Source organism: Sphingomonas sp. AC411, from assembly GCF_979253035.1.
On the sequence record NZ_CEEDAQ010000001.1, the window covers coordinates 2,887,501 to 2,905,425 of the forward strand.

At 66.4% G+C, this 17,925-nt stretch carries 17 protein-coding genes and 4 pseudogenes (1 of these 21 only partly in view); 9 read left to right on the top strand and 12 right to left on the bottom strand.

Annotated elements, in window-relative coordinates:
• A protein-coding gene (locus tag AC0IX7_RS14790) for a CBS domain-containing protein (protein WP_471812586.1) crosses the window boundary here: on the bottom strand, window positions 1-61 show its beginning. The gene continues 368 nt to the left of window position 1, outside the view; 61 of the gene's 429 nt are visible here — the first part of the coding sequence; its start codon is at window positions 59-61; the stop codon falls past the left edge of the window.
• Between the two features lie 71 nt (window positions 62-132).
• On the opposite strand from AC0IX7_RS14790, the gene AC0IX7_RS14795 reads away from it, so the two are divergent.
• On the top strand, window positions 133-447 hold the full coding sequence (locus AC0IX7_RS14795; RefSeq protein WP_471812588.1) for a hypothetical protein: 315 nt from the start codon (window positions 133-135) through the stop codon (window positions 445-447).
• A 50-nt stretch (window positions 448-497) separates the two neighbouring features.
• On the opposite strand, the pseudogene AC0IX7_RS14800 reads toward AC0IX7_RS14795, so the two are convergent.
• Window positions 498-1,585, bottom strand: a pseudogene (locus AC0IX7_RS14800) (glycoside hydrolase family 43 protein).
• A 551-nt stretch (window positions 1,586-2,136) separates the two neighbouring features.
• On the opposite strand from AC0IX7_RS14800, the pseudogene AC0IX7_RS14805 reads away from it, so the two are divergent.
• Both AC0IX7_RS14805 and AC0IX7_RS14810 read left to right on the top strand, forming a co-directional pair.
• Window positions 2,137-3,178, top strand: a pseudogene (locus tag AC0IX7_RS14805) (Ppx/GppA phosphatase family protein).
• Window positions 3,175-3,846, top strand: coding sequence for an RlmE family RNA methyltransferase (locus AC0IX7_RS14810; RefSeq protein WP_471812590.1), 672 nt, complete (start codon window positions 3,175-3,177; stop codon window positions 3,844-3,846). Before AC0IX7_RS14805 ends, AC0IX7_RS14810 begins: the two are co-directional and overlap by 4 nt.
• Window positions 3,847-4,394: 548 nt before the next feature.
• Here the strand turns inward: AC0IX7_RS14810 and rpoZ are convergent.
• The gene (gene rpoZ / locus AC0IX7_RS14815; RefSeq protein ID WP_055882033.1) at window positions 4,395-4,739 is read right to left on the bottom strand and encodes a DNA-directed RNA polymerase subunit omega; all 345 of its coding nucleotides are present in this window, start codon (window positions 4,737-4,739) and stop codon (window positions 4,395-4,397) included.
• A gap of 140 nt (window positions 4,740-4,879) precedes the next feature.
• Between rpoZ and AC0IX7_RS14820 the strand changes: the two genes are divergently transcribed.
• Entirely contained in the window at window positions 4,880-6,040 is a 1,161-nt protein-coding gene (locus AC0IX7_RS14820; RefSeq protein WP_471813891.1) for a phospholipase D-like domain-containing protein, read from the top strand.
• Window positions 6,041-6,318: 278 nt separating this feature from the next.
• Here the strand turns inward: AC0IX7_RS14820 and AC0IX7_RS14825 are convergent, their stop codons facing one another.
• Window positions 6,319-6,831 carry a class I SAM-dependent methyltransferase gene (locus AC0IX7_RS14825; RefSeq protein ID WP_471813893.1) on the bottom strand — a complete coding sequence of 171 codons (513 nt, stop codon included), beginning with the start codon at window positions 6,829-6,831 and terminating at the stop codon, window positions 6,319-6,321.
• Between the two features lie 292 nt (window positions 6,832-7,123).
• On the opposite strand from AC0IX7_RS14825, the gene AC0IX7_RS14830 reads away from it, so the two are divergent.
• Both AC0IX7_RS14830 and AC0IX7_RS14835 read left to right on the top strand, forming a co-directional pair.
• On the top strand, window positions 7,124-7,447 hold the full coding sequence (locus AC0IX7_RS14830; RefSeq protein ID WP_471812592.1) for an antibiotic biosynthesis monooxygenase family protein: 324 nt from the start codon (window positions 7,124-7,126) through the stop codon (window positions 7,445-7,447).
• Window positions 7,444-8,766 (top strand): MFS transporter, encoded by a 1,323-nt coding sequence (locus AC0IX7_RS14835; protein ID WP_471812593.1) that lies wholly within the window; start codon window positions 7,444-7,446, stop codon window positions 8,764-8,766. Before AC0IX7_RS14830 ends, AC0IX7_RS14835 begins: the two co-directional genes overlap by 4 nt.
• Before the next feature lie 6 nt (window positions 8,767-8,772).
• Here the strand turns inward: AC0IX7_RS14835 and AC0IX7_RS14840 are convergent, their stop codons facing one another.
• The 3 genes from AC0IX7_RS14840 to AC0IX7_RS14850 all read right to left on the bottom strand — a co-directional run bounded on the left by AC0IX7_RS14840 (window position 8,773) and on the right by AC0IX7_RS14850 (window position 12,247).
• Window positions 8,773-9,180 (bottom strand): LmrA/YxaF family transcription factor, encoded by a 408-nt coding sequence (locus AC0IX7_RS14840; RefSeq protein ID WP_471812595.1) that lies wholly within the window; start codon window positions 9,178-9,180, stop codon window positions 8,773-8,775.
• A gap of 193 nt (window positions 9,181-9,373) precedes the next feature.
• Window positions 9,374-9,838 (bottom strand): nuclear transport factor 2 family protein, encoded by a 465-nt coding sequence (locus AC0IX7_RS14845; protein WP_471812597.1) that lies wholly within the window; start codon window positions 9,836-9,838, stop codon window positions 9,374-9,376.
• Between the two features lie 135 nt (window positions 9,839-9,973).
• Window positions 9,974-12,247 carry a CDC48 family AAA ATPase gene (locus AC0IX7_RS14850; protein ID WP_471812598.1) on the bottom strand — a complete coding sequence of 758 codons (2,274 nt, stop codon included), beginning with the start codon at window positions 12,245-12,247 and terminating at the stop codon, window positions 9,974-9,976.
• Between the two features lie 282 nt (window positions 12,248-12,529).
• Between AC0IX7_RS14850 and AC0IX7_RS14855 the strand changes: the two genes are divergently transcribed.
• Entirely contained in the window at window positions 12,530-13,414 is an 885-nt protein-coding gene (locus AC0IX7_RS14855) for a LysR substrate-binding domain-containing protein (RefSeq protein WP_471812599.1), read from the top strand.
• A gap of 118 nt (window positions 13,415-13,532) precedes the next feature.
• Here AC0IX7_RS14855 and AC0IX7_RS14860 read toward each other — a convergent pair.
• Window positions 13,533-13,990, bottom strand: a pseudogene (locus AC0IX7_RS14860) (peptidylprolyl isomerase).
• Window positions 13,991-14,094: 104 nt separating this feature from the next.
• On the opposite strand from AC0IX7_RS14860, the gene mgtE reads away from it, so the two are divergent.
• On the top strand, window positions 14,095-15,504 hold the full coding sequence (mgtE, locus tag AC0IX7_RS14865; RefSeq protein WP_187504262.1) for a magnesium transporter: 1,410 nt from the start codon (window positions 14,095-14,097) through the stop codon (window positions 15,502-15,504).
• Between the two features lie 30 nt (window positions 15,505-15,534).
• Window positions 15,535-15,938: pseudogene (locus tag AC0IX7_RS14870) on the top strand (DUF1489 family protein).
• A 396-nt stretch (window positions 15,939-16,334) separates the two neighbouring features.
• Here AC0IX7_RS14870 and AC0IX7_RS14875 read toward each other — a convergent pair.
• The 4 genes from AC0IX7_RS14875 to AC0IX7_RS14890 are packed head-to-tail and all read right to left on the bottom strand — an operon-like array spanning window position 16,335 to window position 17,828.
• Window positions 16,335-16,874, bottom strand: coding sequence for a GIN domain-containing protein (locus AC0IX7_RS14875; RefSeq protein ID WP_471812600.1), 540 nt, complete (start codon window positions 16,872-16,874; stop codon window positions 16,335-16,337).
• A complete protein-coding gene (locus AC0IX7_RS14880; protein ID WP_471812601.1) occupies window positions 16,871-17,047 on the bottom strand; it encodes a hypothetical protein in 177 nt (58 codons plus the stop codon). The genes AC0IX7_RS14875 and AC0IX7_RS14880 overlap by 4 nt, the downstream gene beginning before the upstream one ends.
• Window positions 17,044-17,373: a GIN domain-containing protein gene (locus tag AC0IX7_RS14885; protein WP_471813895.1), complete on the bottom strand. Its 330-nt coding sequence runs from the start codon at window positions 17,371-17,373 to the stop codon at window positions 17,044-17,046. The genes AC0IX7_RS14880 and AC0IX7_RS14885 overlap by 4 nt, the downstream gene beginning before the upstream one ends.
• On the bottom strand, window positions 17,310-17,828 hold the full coding sequence (locus AC0IX7_RS14890; protein ID WP_471812602.1) for a GIN domain-containing protein: 519 nt from the start codon (window positions 17,826-17,828) through the stop codon (window positions 17,310-17,312). Before AC0IX7_RS14890 ends, AC0IX7_RS14885 begins: the two co-directional genes overlap by 64 nt.
• Between the last annotated feature and the right edge of the window lie 97 nt (window positions 17,829-17,925).

Here is a 17,925-nt window from a genome sequence, read left to right on the forward strand (position 1 = left end):
TATCGGGAGTCAGCGACTGGATGCCACCCTTTCGGTCCTTCAGGATCGCCGCGATCGTCATCTTCGCCTCTCCTCAACTGCGTCTGTTGCGCGTGGCTTGAGGAAACCATGTTTGCGCGGCAATGTGAAGCGATGACCGATCGCCAGCCCAACGCTCCGGCCGACCCGCCGACCGGACCCCCGACCGGACTGGACGACCCGCATTATGCGGCGTTCGCATGGGCGCGGTTTCGCGGGATCATGGCGTGGATGGTGCTGGCCGCGGCGATCTGCGTCGCGGCGGTGATCGCGGCGATGGCGCATCTGCAGGGACCGCTGCATCTGGTGACGATGCTGGCGGTGATCGGCGGGGTCGGCGGATCGGTGATGATGGCCGGCCTGCTGATGGGGCTTGCCTTCCTCAGTTCGGGCAGCGGACACGACGAGGACGTGACGCGGATCGACTGAGCCTGCCCGTTATCGACAGACGGGTTCCGGCGCACCGGAACCCCGCTGGATCATTTCTTGAACGGATCGATCAGCCGAATCGTGCCATCCGGATTGAAGGTCAATTCGGTCATCTTCGCCGAGCGGAGGTGGTTCTTATTCGACAATTGCGTGTCGTGATAAAACAGCCACCAGCGGTTCTGGAACTGGACGATCGAATGGTGCGACGTCCAGCCCTGGACCGGCGACAGGATATGGCCGGTATAGCGGAACGGCCCATAGGGATTGTCGCCGATCGCATAGGCCAGGAAGTGCGTGTCGCCGGTCGAATAGGTGAAGTAATATTTGCCCGCGCGCTTGAACAGCCACGCAGCTTCGAAGAAGCGCCGGTCGTGATCGCCACCCAAGAGCGGCTTGCCTGCCTCATCGACGATCTGCACGTCGCGCGGAGGCTCGGCGAACTGTTTCATGTCCGCGGACATCCGCGCGACCTTCGGGGATAGCGCCGGCCGGTCGTCCTGCTTCAGATCTGTATCGCCGGCATTCGGATCGAAACTGCCCTTGCTCCAGCGCTGCAACTGGCCACCCCAGATGCCGCCGAAATACATGTAGCTCTCGCCGGTCGTGTCGGTGAACACGGCAGGATCGATCGAATAACTGCCCCGGATCGGCTGCGCCTCGGCCTTGAACGGGCCGGTCGGGGACTTCGACGTGGCGACGCCGATACGGAACACACCCTGTTTGTCCCGCGCGGGCATATAGAGATAATAGGTACCGTTCTTATAGGCTGCGTCCGGCGCCCAGGTCTGCTTGGATGCCCAGGGAATCTGCTTCACGTCGATGGCGACCGGATGGATCGTCACCGGACCACCGGGCGATCCATGCTCAGCACCCGGTAATCGTGCATCGCATATTGATTGCCCAGATCGTCGTCGGGGATGCCGGCGTCGACATCGTGGCTCGGATACACGTAGATCTTGCCGTTGAAGACATGCGCGGAGGGATCCGCGACGTAGATCTTGGTGACGAGCGGCTGTGCCAGATAGCGTTTGCCGTCGGGGCTGCGGGGCTCCGGCTTGGTCGTACTCTGTGCAAGCGCGAGGCCGGCGACGAGCAGAAACGGCAACGTCGTGATAAGGGCGGGCGGGCGAAGGCGCATAGTCATTAATCCTTCCTGTCGGGCGACCTTCTGCGAGGTCTGTCGAGCGATGAACTACGGTAGATAGCGCTACCATATGAAGGAGTGTGCGGCGGAGCAAGGGATTGCTCGAGCGCTGGCCGGAATCCATCATGGTGGTGCGAGTGCCGATGCAGCGGGCCAGCTGAAGACCGTAGCGGTGTGCCGCGACATCCGCTTCATCTGGACGATGAATATGCGCGGCCGGGGGTACGGGTATTACAGTAAGGGAGGGTTTGGCTCGCCGCAGTTCTTTCGGGTCGAATCGACCGCTGGATGCCCCGTGAGGATCTCGAACCTCAATAGGCGGTATCAGAAACCGCAGTCTTACCATTAGACGACGGGGCATCAGCGAGGGCGCGATCTAGGCGGGCGGTTTGGCGCTGTCAACGCCAAGATGTTGCCGATGTGCCACGTCGCTTGCGTAATCGCGCCGCCGCGCTACATTCGTGATCAAGCACCGGGCGGGTATTTTCCCGCGGCGGCAGACATAGATAGCGAGTTTTACGGCGATGGGGGATGTTTCCGCCCGAATGCCGTTCCGGCAGGGTGGTCCTGCCCGTCCGGCGACGACCCGGCCCTCTCGTGGGCGGTGGGCCGATGCGCAGGCGTTTGCCGCGCTCGATCTCGGTACCAACAATTGCAGATTGCTGATCGCGCGTCCCCAGGCTGGCGGCTTCGCGGTGATCGACGCGTTCTCGCGAATCGTGCGGTTGGGCGAGGGCCTGGCGTCGACCGGCAAGCTGAGCGACGCGGCGATCGAGCGGACGATCGCGGCCTTGCGCGTGTGTTCGGACAAGTTGCAGCGGCGCAACGTCACGCTGGCGCGATCGGTCGCGACGGAGGCGTGTCGGCAGGCGTCGAACGGGCCGGACTTCATCGCGCGCGCACTGGCCGAGACGGGGATCCACCTCGACATCATTTCCGCCGAGGAAGAGGCGCGGCTGGCCGTGCTCGGCTGCCATGCGCTGATCGAGCCGGGGAGGATCCCGCGCTGGTGTTCGATATCGGCGGCGGATCGACCGAGCTGGTGCTGATCGATACCTCGACGCCTGTTCCGACCGTGCTCGACTGGCATTCGGCACCGTGGGGCGTGGTGTCGCTGACCGAGCATGCCGGCGGTGGCGAGGGCGAGGACGGTCGTCGCGCCGCCTATGCGAAGATGCGACAGGTCGTCGCGGACAGTTTCGCCGGGTTTGCGAGCCGCCTCCCCGGCATATCGAGCGGCCCCGGCTGCTCGGCACCAGCGGCACGGTGACGACGCTCGGCAGCGTGCATCTCGGGCTCAGCCATTACGACCGGTCGGTGGTCGACGGGCTGATCGTGCCCGCGGCGGCGATGCGGCGGATCAGCGCCGACCTTTCCCATATGTCGATCACGGAGCGCGCCAAGCTGCCGTGCATTGGCAACGAGCGCGCCGACCTGGTGGTCGCGGGCTGTGCGATTTTGGAGACGATCATGGATTTGTGGCCCGCCGAACGGCTCGGCATCGCCGACCGCGGTATTCGCGAAGGCATACTGCGCGGCCTGATGGGCTCGCCCAAGCCCGGCAAAGCCACGGGAGCGACGGCATGAGCCGCGGCGGTTCCGGCGGGCATGTCCGCGTGCTCACCGCGCGCAAGCGGACCGCGCAGTCGACGCGCTGGCTCGAGCGGCAGCTGAACGATCCGTATGTGAAGCGCGCCAAGGCCGACGGCTATCGCAGCCGCGCCGCGTACAAGCTGATCGAGCTGGACGAGCGGTTCGAGCTGATCCGGGGATCGAAGCGCGTGGTCGATCTGGGCCTCGCGCCGGGCGGCTGGGCGCAGGTGATCCGGCGGCGGATCCCCAAGGCGACGGTCGTGGGCATCGACCTGCTGCCGGTGGATCCGATCGAGGGCGTGACGATCTTCGAGATGGATTTCCTCGACGATGCCGCGCCGGCGAAGCTGATCGAGGCGCTGGGCGGCGCACCGGATCTGGTGCTGTCGGACATGGCGGCGAACACCGTCGGGCATCCGCAGACCGATGCCTTGCGGACGATGGCACTGGTCGAGACCGCGCTGCACTTTGCGTGCGAGGTGCTCGAGCCGGGCGGCACGTTCGTGTCGAAGGTGTTTGCGGGCGGTGCGGATTCCGAGCTGGTCGCGGAGATGAAGCGGAACTTCAAGACGGTGAAGCATGCGAAACCGCCGGCCAGCCGCAAGGGGTCGGTGGAGTGGTTCGTGGTGGCGCAGGGGTTTAAGGGTCGGTCAGCGGATTAGCGTGGCTAATCCGCGTCGCGGACCGACCCCGGCCAGCGTTGCGCAGCAACGACTGACGACACGGCTTTGCCGTGGCGCCCTGCCTTAGGGTGGTCGCAAGCGATGCGGCCGAAATGAAGCATAACCATGTTTCCCCGCGAAGGCGGGGATCCAGACTGGGCTCCCGCCTTCGCGGGAGAACACGAGCGAGGCTCGCCAGATGTGATGCGTCGATCAACGACCCACGTCTTCGTCATGCCCGCGCAGGCGGGGATCTATATTCTCGGACGGTCGCGATCCTAAGAGAGGCTGGCCAATATGGGTTCCCGCCTCCGCGGGAATGACGAACGGCCCGACCACATCACGCGTGCCCTCACCCTTCCCACGGCGAAGTCGCCGCGGGCCCCTTCCCTCTCCCCTTCAGGGAGAGGGCATAGAAAAGCCCGCGGACTTGGTCCACGGGCTTTCTCTATTTCGCGCGCCGCGGCAAAGCCGCGTCGTCGGTCGGGCGATGCCCGCCGGCCGGGGTTTCGGCCGAGCCGCGGATTAGCTTCGCTAATCCTGCTGCCTCAACCCTCGTAATCCGCACCCAGATTCTGGTTCCGCGGCGGCGCAGCAGCGGTAAGACGCAGCGCCTCGGCCGAAGCGGCCAGGCTGCCGACGGCATCGACTTCGTCGTCGTCGTCGACGCGAACCTTCTGCAAGCCCTGGATGACCTGTTCCTTGAGATGCGCCGGCTTGACGTTCTCGTCGGCGATCTCGCGCAGTGCGACGACCGGGTTCTTGTCGCGGTCGCGGTCGAGCGTCAGTTCGGCGCCGCCCGAGATCTGGCGCGCACGCTGGGCCGCGAACAACACCAGGTCGAACCGGTTGGGGATCTTGTCGACACAATCCTCGACGGTAACGCGCGCCATGCGGCTTCCTTCGTAACAACGATAGAATGAGAATGCGTCGCCTACGGGGGTGGCCCGCAAAGTCAAGAAATCTGCCGCCCCCGTCTCATGGAGACCCCCGCGGGTTGCCACCGACGCCCCCCATGTCCATCACGCGCCGCATGGACGATCCCGCAGACCAGCCGACTTTCGCCGTCGACGGCAACCAGATGACGCTGCTCGACACCGGCCCGCGCCGCCTCGACGCGGTGCTAGCGCTGATCGACGGCGCCGAGCGGACCCTGCGCATACTCTATTACATCTACGCCGACGACGAGTCGGGCAAGCGCGTCAACGCTGCGCTCATCGCCGCCGCCAAGCGCGGGGTCGACGTCGCGCTGATCGTCGACGGTTTCGGCAGCGACGATGCCCCCGACGCGTTCTTCGAACCGCTGGAAACCGTCGGCATCTCGGTCTGCCGCTTCTCGGCGCGGTTCGGTCGCCGCTATCTGCTGCGCAACCACCAGAAGCTTGCGCTCGCCGACGAAACCCGGATCATCATCGGCGGCTTCAATATCGAGGACGATTATTTCGGCACCGCCGCCGAACAGGCCTGGCGCGATCTCGGCCTGCTGGTCGAGGGACCGGCGGCGGGGCGGCTGGCCGGCTATTTTGACGCGCTGAAGGACTGGATCCACGAGCCCAGGAACAAGCTGCGTCGGCTGAACGCCGCGCTGTCGCGCTGGAGCGAGACCAAGGGCACAACACGGTGGCTGATCGGCGGACCGACGCGGAAACTGTCGCCCTGGGCGCGCGCGGTGCGTGACGACATGCGCGCCGGACGACGGATCGACATCATCGCCGGCTATTTCACGCCCAGCCCCGCGCTGCTGCGGCGGCTCGACAAAGCCGGGCGTCGGCAGGCGGACGTGCGGATCGTCACGGCCAGCAAATCGGACAACAACGCGACGATCGCCGCCGCGCGGTTCACCTATGCGGGTTTGTTGCGGAAAGGCCTGCGGGTGTTCGAATACCAGCCGACCAAGCTGCACACGAAGCTGTATGTGATCGACGACGCGGTCCATATCGGCTCGGCGAATTTCGATATGCGCAGCCTGTTCATCAACCTCGAACTGATGCTGCGGATCGAGGATGCGGCGTTCGCGGCACATGTCCGGGAGTATATCGACGGCGAAGTGGCGAAATCGACCGAGGTGACCAAGGCGCTGTACCAGGCGAACACCGGCTGGGTGCAGCGGTTGAAGCAGCTCGGTGCGTATTTCGTGGTCGCGGTGGTGGACCCGAGCTTGTCGCGCGGGCTGAATTTCGGGATCGACGAATAGGGAGCATTTTTCGATCCTCCCCCGCCAAGGGGAGGTGGCGCCGAAGGTGACGGAGGGGGAGGACACGGAACAGCGGTTGCACTTACCTCCCCTCCGTCTGGCAAGAGCTAGCCACCTCCCCTGGCGGGGAGGATTGTTGGGTTCCGATAATCTCAAGTCACCAGCGCCGACGGCAAAGCCGCCGTCGGACGGGTTCGGCTTAGCCGACCCGCCGGCCGGGCCTGACGCTGCGCGGCGCTATCGCTCCGCGCAACGGCGCGGGCGTTGCCGCGCCTGCGTCAGTCCTTCCACGCCCAATACAACTGCGCCGGCGGCACGTTCCACCACTCCATATCGTGGTCGATCGAATCGAAATGCGGCGTCAGGAAGTCCTTCACCTTGGGCGAGAACTGATAGACCAGGAACGCGCCACCGGTCCGCAACACCGCATGCGTCGCCGCGGCGATCGCCGGGCCTACACCTGGGGGCAGCGTCGAGAAGGGCAGCCCCGACAACACGTAATCGGCCTTTTCGAAGCCGTGGTCGGCGACGATGGTTTCGACCTCGTCCGCCGACCCCAGCACCGCGAAGAAGCGCGGGTCGGTGATCGTGTGGCGGAGATACTGGATGAACTCGGGGTTGGTGTCGATGACCACCAGCTTGGCATCGGGCGCCATCCGGTCGAGGATCGGGCGGCAGAAGGTGCCGACGCCCGGGCCGTATTCGACGAACAGCTTGCAGTTCGCCCAGTCGACCGGGTCGAGCATTTTCCGAATCAGCTTGTCCGACGACGGCACGATCGATCCGACCATGACCGGATGTTTCAGGAACCCCGAAAAAACATCTGCCACGGGGACGGCACGCCGGCGGGGCGACTGCGTGCACGCCGGGTGGCGGTGGTCGAACTGGGCATCGTGTTCCTTACGATCAGGGGTCCCGCACCGTGGCGGAGCTTTGCCCCTCCCGTCGCACGAATTCCGAACGCGTTTCAAGGGCCGCGGGTTGCATGCGGCGACGAACCGAAGTGGAAGTCGTGCGGCGACAAGTGGTTCCGCCGAGCGCCAACGCCGTTGCCAAGCCTGCGGCATCGCTTAAGCACAGGCCATGCACGACGATCGAACAGGAGAAGTGGCGGTCATTTTCGTGTCGTTTCGTAACGGCGCGGACATGATCGGCTATGCCGAGGCCGCGGCGGCGATGGATGCGCTCGCCACCGCGCAGCCGGGCTATCGCGGGGTCGACAGCGCACGCGAGGCGGACGGCATGGGGATCACCGTCAGCTATTGGGCGGACGACGCCGCCGCGATCACGTGGCGCGACCACCTGGAGCACGCCGCGATCTGCGAGCGCGGGCGGGCGCTCTGGTACGATCGCTATTCGGTGACCGTCGCGCGCGTCGAGCGCGGCTATGCCTGGGCGCGACCATGATCGGCGCGAAGATCGGCGGCGCGACCGAAGGTTCGAAGATCGACCGCCGCTTCGCACTGATGTTCCTCGTGATGCTGACGATCGCGGCGGGCAATACCGCGCTGCAATCGGTACTGCCCGCGCTCGGTCGCTCGCTCGGAGTCGCCGACAGCGCGGTGGCGGCGGCGTTCTCGGTGTCGGCGCTGCTGTGGGTGATCGCCGCGCCGTTCTGGGCGAACCGGTCGGACAGGCACGGCCGGCGGGCGATGATCCTGCTCGGCATCGGCGGTTTCAGCGTGTCGCTCGCGCTGTGCGGGGTGTTCCTGATGGCCGGGATCAACGCGTGGATCGGCGGCACGGCGGCGTTCCTGTGCTTCATCGGCGGGCGACTGATCTACGGGACGTTCGGTGCGGCCGCGCCGCCTGCGGTACAGGCGCTGGTCGCCGGCGAGACGACGCGCGAGGAACGGACCAAGGCGCTGACGCTGCTCGCCTCCGCGTTCGGACTCGGCACCATATTGGGGCCCGCGATCGCGCCGTATCTGATCCTCGGCTCGATCGGCGGAGTCGAGATCGGGCTTGCCGGCCCCGCCTTCCTGTTTGCGGTGTTCGGCGTCGCGGTATGGATCACGGTGCGGCGGATGCTGCCCGACGACAAGATCGTCGCCGCCCACGAGACGCATGGCGCGAGTTCGGCCTATCCCTCGATCGGTGGCGCGCCCACCGGCGCGTCGGTCGCCGCCGCGACGGGATCGCATGTCGAGCATGTCGGCTACACCGATCCGCGCATCCGCGCCTGGATGATCGCCGGGCTGGTGATGGGCCACGCGCAGGCGATGACGGGCCAGGCGATCGGTTTCCTCGTGATCGACCGACTCCACCTCGCGCCTGCGCTGGCGCTGGAGCCGACCGGCATCGTCCTGATGATGGGCGCCGGCGCCGCACTGCTCGCGCAATGGGGCATCATCCCACGGTTGAACCTGACGCCGCGACAGCTGGTGCTGACCGGGCTGGTGCTGGCCGCAGCCGGCACCGCGCTGACGGGAATAGCGACGTCGCTGTACACGATCGCGACCGCCTATGCGCTGGCAAGCCTCGGCTTCGGCTTCACGCGCCCGGGATTTACCGCAGGCTCGTCGCTCGCGGTCGGCGCCAACGCGCAAGGTTCGGTCGCGGGCAAGGTGACGAGCATCAACGGCGCGAGCTTCGTCCTCGGCCCGTCGATCGGTGTCGGCCTGTACGAGGCGCAGCACTCGCTGCCGTATCTGGTCGCGGGCGCGGCGTGCGTGGTGATGATCGCCTATGCCTGGGTGGCGCTGCGCGATGCAAAAGAAGGTTAGGGTGGGTTAGGCCAAGATCGCATCCGACGGGTGGCCGCGACGTGCCACTGCGTCGAGCAGAGTCGCCTCGAGCCGCCGCACGATCCGCACGAACGCGGCATCCTCACCCAATGCGCGCGCAAGAACGATCGCGCCCTGGATCCCGGCGACCGTTTCCTCTGCGAGCCGCATGGCCAGCGCCGGCGGAAGCCGGCCCGTTTCGAGGCAGTGCGCCAACGCCGATATCCAGCGCGTAAAGTAGCGCCTGATGCTGACCGCGAACAGGTCTCCGGAAGAGCCGAGACCGAGCCAGCCGACGAGGCATACCCTGCCTCGGACTCGAAATACGCGGTGACGTCCGCGAACATCGCGGCGATCGACGATGCCGGGTCGCTTGCCTGCTCCAGGGCTGTGAAGATCGCCCTCGCGAACCACGCGTCTATGTCGGCGAGGACCGCCTCCATCATCTCCGCCTTCCCGCCGGGAAAGAAGTTGTAGAGGCTGCCCTTGCCGAGGCCGGTCGCTTTCGAGAGCATCGACAGGCTCGCGCCCTCGAAGCCGTGTTCGCGGAACGCCTCCGCCAGCGCCGGCAGGGCGTCCGTGCGATCGGTCAGGACGCGCTTCCCGCTCAGAGGTCGAGGTCGCTCAGCGAGGGGTGATCGTCCGGGCGACGGCCGAGCGGCCAGTGGAATTTGCGGTCGCTTTCCGCGATCGGCTGGTCGTTGATCGAGGCGATGCGGCGCGCCATCAGCCCGGCATCGTCGAATTCCCAATTCTCGTTTCCATAGGACCGGAACCAGCAGCCGTCGTCGTCACGCCATTCATAGGCGAACCGGACGGCAATCCTGTTGCCGTCATGCGCCCAGACTTCCTTGATGAGGCGATAGTCCAATTCTCGTGCCCATTTGCGCGTCAGGAAGGCGACGATCGCGTCGCGGCCGATCAGGAACTCGGTCCGGTTCCGCCAGACGCTGTCGGGCGTGTAGGCCAGCGACACCCTGTCGGGATCGCGGCTGTTCCAGGCATCCTCAGCCATCCGCGCCTTCTGTGCGGCGGTTTCGGAGGTGAACGGAGGCAATGGCGGACGGGACATGGCGACACCTGTAGCTGACTTGTACCGAACGGTACAACATGGTCGCCCAGGGTGCAATCCGTGCCCAAAGGCACGGCCGACCGGTTCGCCATCGGCACCTTTTCCACCCGGCCGAAACCGGGTGGGAGGCGAGGTTCAGTCGTCCGTCTTCTTGGGGAACGCGAAGCCGAGTGGCTGGATTGCCGTCGCATCCTGTTTCAGGCGGGCGGCCATCTGTTCGTATTCGCGCTCGGTTTCGGGGGTCACGCTGGCGCGCGACTCCTTCAGGGCGCCTTCGAAGTCGGCCATCGTCACGTCGGTCGAGTCGATCGAGCGACGCAAAGCGACCAGACCGGCGCGCCGAACGACGTCTTCCAGATCCGCGCCGCTGAAGCGGTCGGTGCGGTCCGCGAGACGATCGAGATCGACGTCGCTCGCCAGCGGCATCTTCTGCGTCTGGATGCCGAGGATGCGGCGGCGCCCGGCCTTGTCGGGGACGCCGACATAGACGAGTTCGTCGAATCGGCCCGGCCGCAGCAACGCCGGATCGATCAGGTTCGGGCGGTTGGTCGCGCCGATCACCACGACCGACTGCAGCTCCTCGAGCCCGTCCATCTCGGCGAGGATCGTGTTGACGACACGCTCGGTCACCTGGGGCTCACCTGCGCCGCTGCCGCGTGCCGGCACCAGCGAGTCGAGTTCGTCGATGAAGATCACGCACGGTGCGACCTGGCGGGCGCGCTGGAACAGCCGGGTGATCTGCTGCTCGCTTTCGCCGTACCATTTGCTGAGCAGGTCGGACGACTTGGTGGCGATGAAGTTCGCCTCCGCCTCGCGCGCGACCGCCTTTGCCAGCAGAGTCTTCCCGGTACCGGGCGGGCCGTAGAGCAGGAAGCCCTTGGCGGGGCGGATGCCGAGCCGGCGGAACGCGTCGGGGTTCTTGAGGGGAAGCTCGACGCCCTCCTTCAGCCGCATCTGCGCATCGTCGAGGCCACCAACGTCCGCCCAGCGCACGGTCGGCGCCTGCACCATGACTTCGCGCATCGCCGAGGGCTGGACGCGTTTGAGCGCGCCGAGGAAATCCTCGCGCGTGACCGACAATTCGTCGAGCACCTCCGGCGGGATCGTCCGTTCCTCGAGATTGAGCTTCGGCATGATCCGGCGGACCGCCTCGATCGCCGCCTCGCGGGCGAGCGCGGCGAGGTCGGCACCGACGAAGCCATAGGTGGTTCGCGCCAGTTCATCGAGGTCAACGCGGTCGCCGAGCGGCATGCCGCGTGCGTGGATGCCAAGAATTTCGCGACGGCCGCGCTCGTCGGGCACGCCGACGACGATCTCGCGGTCGAACCGGCCGGGACGACGGAGCGCCTCGTCGATTGCCTCGGGCCGGTTGGTGGCGGCGATCACGACGAGGTTCGCACGTGACTCGAGGCCGTCCATCAGCGTTAGAAGCTGCGCGACGAGTCGCTTCTCCGCTTCGCCGGACACCTGGCCGCGTTTTGGTGCGATCGAGTCGATCTCGTCGATGAACACGATCGAGGGTGCCGATTTCGCGGCTTCCTCGAACACTTCGCGCAGGCGCGACTCGGACTCGCCATAGGCCGAGCCCATGATCTCGGGCCCATTGATCAGGAAGAACTGCGCGTCGGATTCGTTGGCAACGGCGCGTGCGAGTCGCGTCTTGCCGGTACCGGGAGGCCCGTGCAGCAACACGCCCTTGGGCGGATCGACACCGAGCCGCTGGAACAGTTCGGGATAGCGCAGCGGCAACTCGACCATCTCGCGCAACTGGTCGATCGTCTGCGCCATGCCGCCGATATCGTCATAGGTGACGTCGGCGCGGCGCGCGGCCTGCGGCTCCTCATATTCGGAGCGCAGTTCGATCTCGGTATTCTCGTCGATATGCACCACGCCCTTGGGGCTGGCGGCGATCACTGCGAGACGGATCTCCTGCAATGCATATGCCGGCGCGTTCATGAACTGTTGGACGCCCGGCGGCATGTCGCCGACGCGCTGATGCCCGGCGGTCGCGACGATGTCGCCCTGACAGATCGGCCGGCCGAGAAAGGTGCGCTTGAGCGCGTTGGTCGAGCCCTGGAGGCGGAGGTTCTGCTGGGCGGGCGCGAACACGACGCGGGTGGCGGGCTTCGACTCGGCCTTGCGCACTTCGACGAAATCGCCCGAGCCGACCCCGGCATTCGCACGCTGGAGCCCGTCGATGCGGAGGATGTCGAGGCCCTCGTCCTCGGGATAGGGCCCGACGGCGCGCGCGGGCGTGTTCTGCTTGCCGAGGATCTCGATCACGTCGCCCTCGCCGATCCCGAGCGTCGCCATCAGCGCGCGCGGCAGATGCGCGAGGCCGCGGCCACTGTCCTCGGGACGCGCATTGGCGACCTGGATTTTCCGCGTGGGGGTTTCGCTATCTGGCATTTCTGCTCCTTCGAACTCGTAGCGCGCGAGATAGGAGGCCGGTTCCGGGCTTGCGAGGACTTGAAATGGCGCGGGGGACCCCGGGCAGACAAAAAAGGGCCGGCCAATGAAGGCCAGCCCATGAAAGTTTTTAGGAGAGGATGCCTGAAAGGCGAGGTCTTTTGCGTCGAGACGGTTCATGTTGCAAGTGCGAAGGGATCAGCTACGATTGCGCTAACTGCAATCGCATGCATGAATGCGTCCAGCGGTCATTGTCACACTCGTCGAGTCGAAAGAGGAAACATGCGCAGGCTGCCGCCATTGGGGGCTATCGAGGCGTTCGTGCAGGTCGCGCGGCTGGGCTCGATCAAGGCCGCGGCCGAGGATCTGGCGCTGTCCGCCCCAGCGCTCAGCCGGCGCGTGCAGAGCCTGGAACGATTCATCGCCAAGCCTTTGTTCGCGCGCCGGCATCAGGCGATGGTGCTGAATGCGGATGGCGAGCGGTTGCTGGCACAGATTGCGCCCGTGCTCGATCTGCTGTCGGATGCGGTCGAATCGCTGACCAGCACGACCGAGGTGCTGCGGCTACGGTTGGGCATCCTGCCGCTTTACGCGTCGCAGAAGCTGTTTCCGCGGCTGGGCGAGTTGCGCAAGGCACATCCCGAACTGCACCTCGACATCGATACCGCGGCGCATCTGGTGTCGCGGCTCGGCGACGGCCTCGATGCGGTGATCGCCTTGTCGCGCGAGATCGATCCGTCGCTGTACGCGCGGCGGCTCGATCGCAATTCGGTGTATGTGATCGGTGCGCGCAGCCTGCTCGAGCGGGCGGACCCGATCACGCGGCCCGAACAGCTGTCGACCCTGACCGCGCTGGTCCACCGCGACATGACGGATACGTTCTCGGCATGGCGGACCGCGGCTGGGCTCGACGATATCGAGCCGCTGGCGATCGATCATTTCGATTCGGGCGCGCTGATGCTGGAGGCGGCCGCGCAGGGGCTCGGCGTCGCGTTCATGCACGCGAGCCATTTTGCGGATGCGAACGACCCGCGGCTGGTGCGGCTGTTCGATATCGAGGTGGAGAGCCCGTACAGCTACTGGTTCGTCTGCCGCCCGCGGGCGTTGCAGACCAAGCCGGTGCGGCTGTTCCACGACTGGTTGATCTGCACTTTGGCGGAAGTCTGACCGCTGCTCCCTCCCGCTCGCGAGAGGGGTCGGGGAGGGGCGTCTCACACACACCGGACGCCGGTACGTACGTCGCGCCCTTCCCTAGCCCCTCCCGCAAGCGGGAGGGGAATTATGCTTACGCAGCGCGTGCCTTGATGATCTTGCCCGGGTTGCGCGGGGCTCGCCCTTCGGCAGCGCGTCGACCAGGTCCATGCCGTCGGTGACCTGGCCCCAGACGGTGTACTGCTTGTCGAGGAAGCGCGCGTCGTCGAACACGATGAAGAACTGCGAGTTCGCCGTGTCGGGCTGGTTGGTGCGCGCCATCGAGCACACGCCGCGGACATGCGGCTCGGCCGAGAATTCCGCCTTGAGGTTCGGCTTGTCCGAGCCCGACATGCCGGTGCCGGTGGGATCGCCGCCCTGCGCCATGAAGCCCGGGATCACGCGGTGGAACACGACGCCGTCGTAGAAGCCGTCATTGGCCAGCTCGACGATCCGCTCGACGTGCTTGGGCGCGAGATCGGGGCGCAGCTTGATCGTGACGTCGCCGCCTTCGAGGGTCAGCGTCAGCGTTTCGGGGTATCGGCCATTCATGTTCTCCTGAATTGATGCGCGGCAGATAGGGAGCCGCACTCCGACTGGCAAATGCGCACGCGTCGCGTTAGGGCCCAACCGCGCATCTTTTAAGGGAGGCAGCCATGAGCGAACTCGAGCTTCCCGAGGTCGAAACCGAAACCCAGCCCGAGACCCAGCTCGATCGCGACGACCATCTGCGGCCCGAATTCGTCCGGGCGGTGCTCGATGCGGTCGAGGATGGCGACGACGAGGCGGCGCGCGCGCTGGTCGAGCCGCTGCACCCGGCCGACATCGCCGATCTGTTCGAGCTGACCCCGCAGGAGGATCGCGCCGCGCTGGCACGCGCGGTCACCGACCTGCTCGGCGGCGACGTGTTCGCCGAGATGAACGATTACGTCCGCGAGGACCTGATCGATGCGCTCGAGCCGCACCAGGTCGCCGATCTCGCGTCCGAACTCGATACCGACGATGCGGTCGCGATCATCGAGGACATGGACGAGGACGAGCAGCGCGCGGTGCTGCGCGCGCTCGATCCTGACGATCGCGCCGCGATCGAGGAGGCGCTGAGCTACGCCGAGGAATCCGCCGGCCGCCTGATGCAGCGCGAGCTGATCGCTGTCCCTGAGCATTGGACGGTCGGCGACGCGATCGATTATCTGCGCGGCCATGAGGAGCTGACGACCGATTTCTGGGAAATCTTCGTCGTCGATCCGGCGCACAAGCCGATCGGCACATGCCAGCTGTCGTGGATGCTGCGTACCCCACGCGGAATCGCGATCGCCGACGTGATGAAGCGCGAGCAGACGCTGATCCCGGTCGACATGGACCAGGAGGAGGTCGCGCTGCGCTTCCAGAAATACGCGCTGATCTCGGCCGCGGTCGTGGATCATGGCGGGCGGCTGGTCGGCATGATCACGGTCGACGACATCGTCCACATTATCTCCGAAGAGGCGGGCGAAGATACGCTGCGCTTGGCCGGCGCGGGCGACGGCGACATCAACGAGCCGATCCGGCTGACCGTGCGGACGCGGTTCACGTGGCTGGTGGTCAATCTCGGCACCGCGATGGTCGCGTCGTCGGTGGTCGGGCTGTTCCAGGGGACGATCGCGAGCTTCGCGCTGCTCGCGGTGCTGATGCCGATCGTCTCGGGGATGGGCGGCAATGCGGGGACGCAGACGCTGGCGGTGGTGGTGCGGGCGCTCGCGACCAACCAGCTGACGAGTTCGAATACCGCGCGGATGATCGGGCGCGAGTTCAGGATCGCCGCCGCCAATGGCGTGATGCTGGGGGCGCTGATCGGGTGCGGGACGTATGTGATCTTCCACAACCTGAATCTGTCGATCGTGATCGCCGCGGCGATGCTGACCAACAATCTGACCGCGGGGCTGAGCGGGGTGCTGGTGCCGGTAACGCTCGACAAGTTCCGGATCGATCCGGCGGTGTCGTCGGCGGTGTTCGTGACGACGATGACCGACACGATGGGGTTCTTTTCGTTCCTCGGGCTGGCGTCATTATGGGGTCTGCACGGTTGATCGTCGCTTTTAGAGCCCATTTCCAGTCACATGCCGCTCCACCTCACCAAAGTCGCGTTCGGCGCGGAAAGCGTCGACCACCTCGCCGAGCGGCTCCGGCTGCGCGGCGAGGAAGGGCCGGTGTTTCTCACGACGCGCTATCTGCCGAAGCGGCATGAGGAAGTCGCGGGTCAGGGTTCGATGTTCTGGATCCTCAAGCACCAGCTGATCGCGCGCTCGCCGATCCTGGGCTTTGGCGAGGCCGAGGGTGGGCGCGTAGCGATCCATATCGATCCGAAGCTGGTGCTGGTTCAGGCGCGGCCCAAGCGTGCGCACCAAGGCTGGCGGTATCTGGAAGGGGCGGATGCGCCGCTCGATCTGGGGGCGATGCGACCGGGCTGGATGTCATGCCGCCGGCGTTGATGACCAAGCTCGCGGAGTTGGCGCTGATCTGAGGGGCTGGCCTCTCGGGGAGAGAGGTGGCTTTGGTTCGAGCGGTTTGGTCGCCAACGGGCCTACCCACTCCAACCCCTCCCTTTCAGGGAGGGGAGCCTGTTGAGCCCCATGCTGCCGAACTTCCAGCCGCGGCGGCCAGCCATCCTGCCAAGCCCGTCATCCCAGCGAAAGCTGGGATCTCATCATGGGCCGACCGTCACCTGCCCCGCGGGATACCCCAGCTTTCGCTGGGGCGACGGCGCGGTGGGCGGCGGGAGTGGTGAATGGCAGCATGGCGGAGGTGACGCAAAATCCAGAACGCGTGCTGCTCCCCTCCCTGAAAGCGAGGGGTTGGGGGTGGGTCGGCCCGTTGTTCGAACGCCTTGACCGCCAAGCCGCAGCCCCGCCCCTGCATCTCAGGAAGTAGGGCCCGCCTTCCCACACACCACCGGCCCACCGGTCGCCGCATCCACCCGGCATTTCGCGTTGCCGGTGACCGTGACCGTCCCCAGCCCGCTGTTCGTCACCTGTGCGGTGTAGCGCGCGGCCGCCTTGGTCTCGCCGACGCCATCCAGATGCACGGTCAGGTCGTCGACCGCGAGCGCCGACGCGTCGATCGCGCCCGGCCCGCTCGTCACCAGCCGCGCCCTTGCCGCGCGGCCGGCGAGCGTCATCTGGCCGGTACCGATCAGCGTCGCGTTCAACTGGTCGGTGTCGGCGGCCGCGAGCGACATGCTGGAGTTACCGCTGACCGTGACGTCGACTCGCATCCCGCGCATCCTGGCGATCGTCAGCCGCCCACCGGCTGCGACGCTGGCTGAGGTCAGTCCGGGCGTCGACAAATTGATCACGATCGGCGCCGAGCCCCTCGTGCGCGGCTGTTCGCCCCAGCCGCCGGTGCCCTTGCGCACCGACAGCGTGGTGCCGTCGACGCGAACCGCCACGGTTTCGGTCATGCGGAATCGCCGGTGATCGTCGCGCGCGGCGAGCCGATCGTGACGCGCACTTCGAACGGCCCCTCGACGCGCACCCGGTCGAAGCTGCCGACCGAGACCGTCCGGCTGGCCGCGGATCCTTGCGCGAACGCCGGCGAGGACAGGAGCAGCAGTGGCGCGAGCAGGTATCTCATGCCCGCGACCGTCGCCGCTCCCGCCGATCTTCGCAAGCCGTGCCGCGCAAGTCAGCTTCCGCAGCGGACGCTGCCGGAGCCCATCTTGAAACCGTGCAGCGCGAACGCGGCCCGAGATCGACGTCGCCCGAGCCCATCATGTCGACCTCCGCGGGGCCATCGACCACCGCGCGGACGCTGCCAGAACCGGCGATCTCGACCTTGGCGGACTTCGCCTGGAGCTTCGACGCCTCGACATTGCCCGAGCCGGCGATCTCGACGCTCAGATCGCGTGCGGACCCGCTGGCGCGCGCGGTACCGGAGCCCCGATCGAGAATTTCGCCGATTCCACCTGCACCGCGGCGATCGTCAGGTTGCCCGACCCTGCGATCCCGCCCTCGAACGCGCTGCCCTCGACGCGGTCCACCGCCATGTTGCCGGAGCCTGAGACGTTCGCCTCGGTCAGCCGCGGCAGCGTGACGTACACCTTGACGTTCGCCCCCTTGCTCCAGCCGAAGCCCGTGCCGTTCTTGCGCCCGATGTCGAGCGTGTCGCCGTCGCGCTCGATCCGAAGTCGGTCGAGCTGCTCGCTCGGTCCCTCGGCGCGGACCGAGAAGCCGGTGCCGACGCGCACGTCGACATCGTCCGAGCCGCGCAGGTCGATCTGGTCGAAATCGGTGACCTGGAAGGTACGGGTCGTACCCGACCCCGCCGCGGCGACCCCCGATCCCTCCTTGTCGTCGTTCCAACTGAACGAGCAGGCGGCGAGAGGTATGATCAGCCCGAGCGCAAGAAAGTTCATCGCATCCTCCTGTGTATTGTTTGAGCAATACACCTGATCGAGAGGGCTGCAAAGCGAAATTGCGCGGGCGGCGGACGTGAGCTCCCTAGAATCCTCC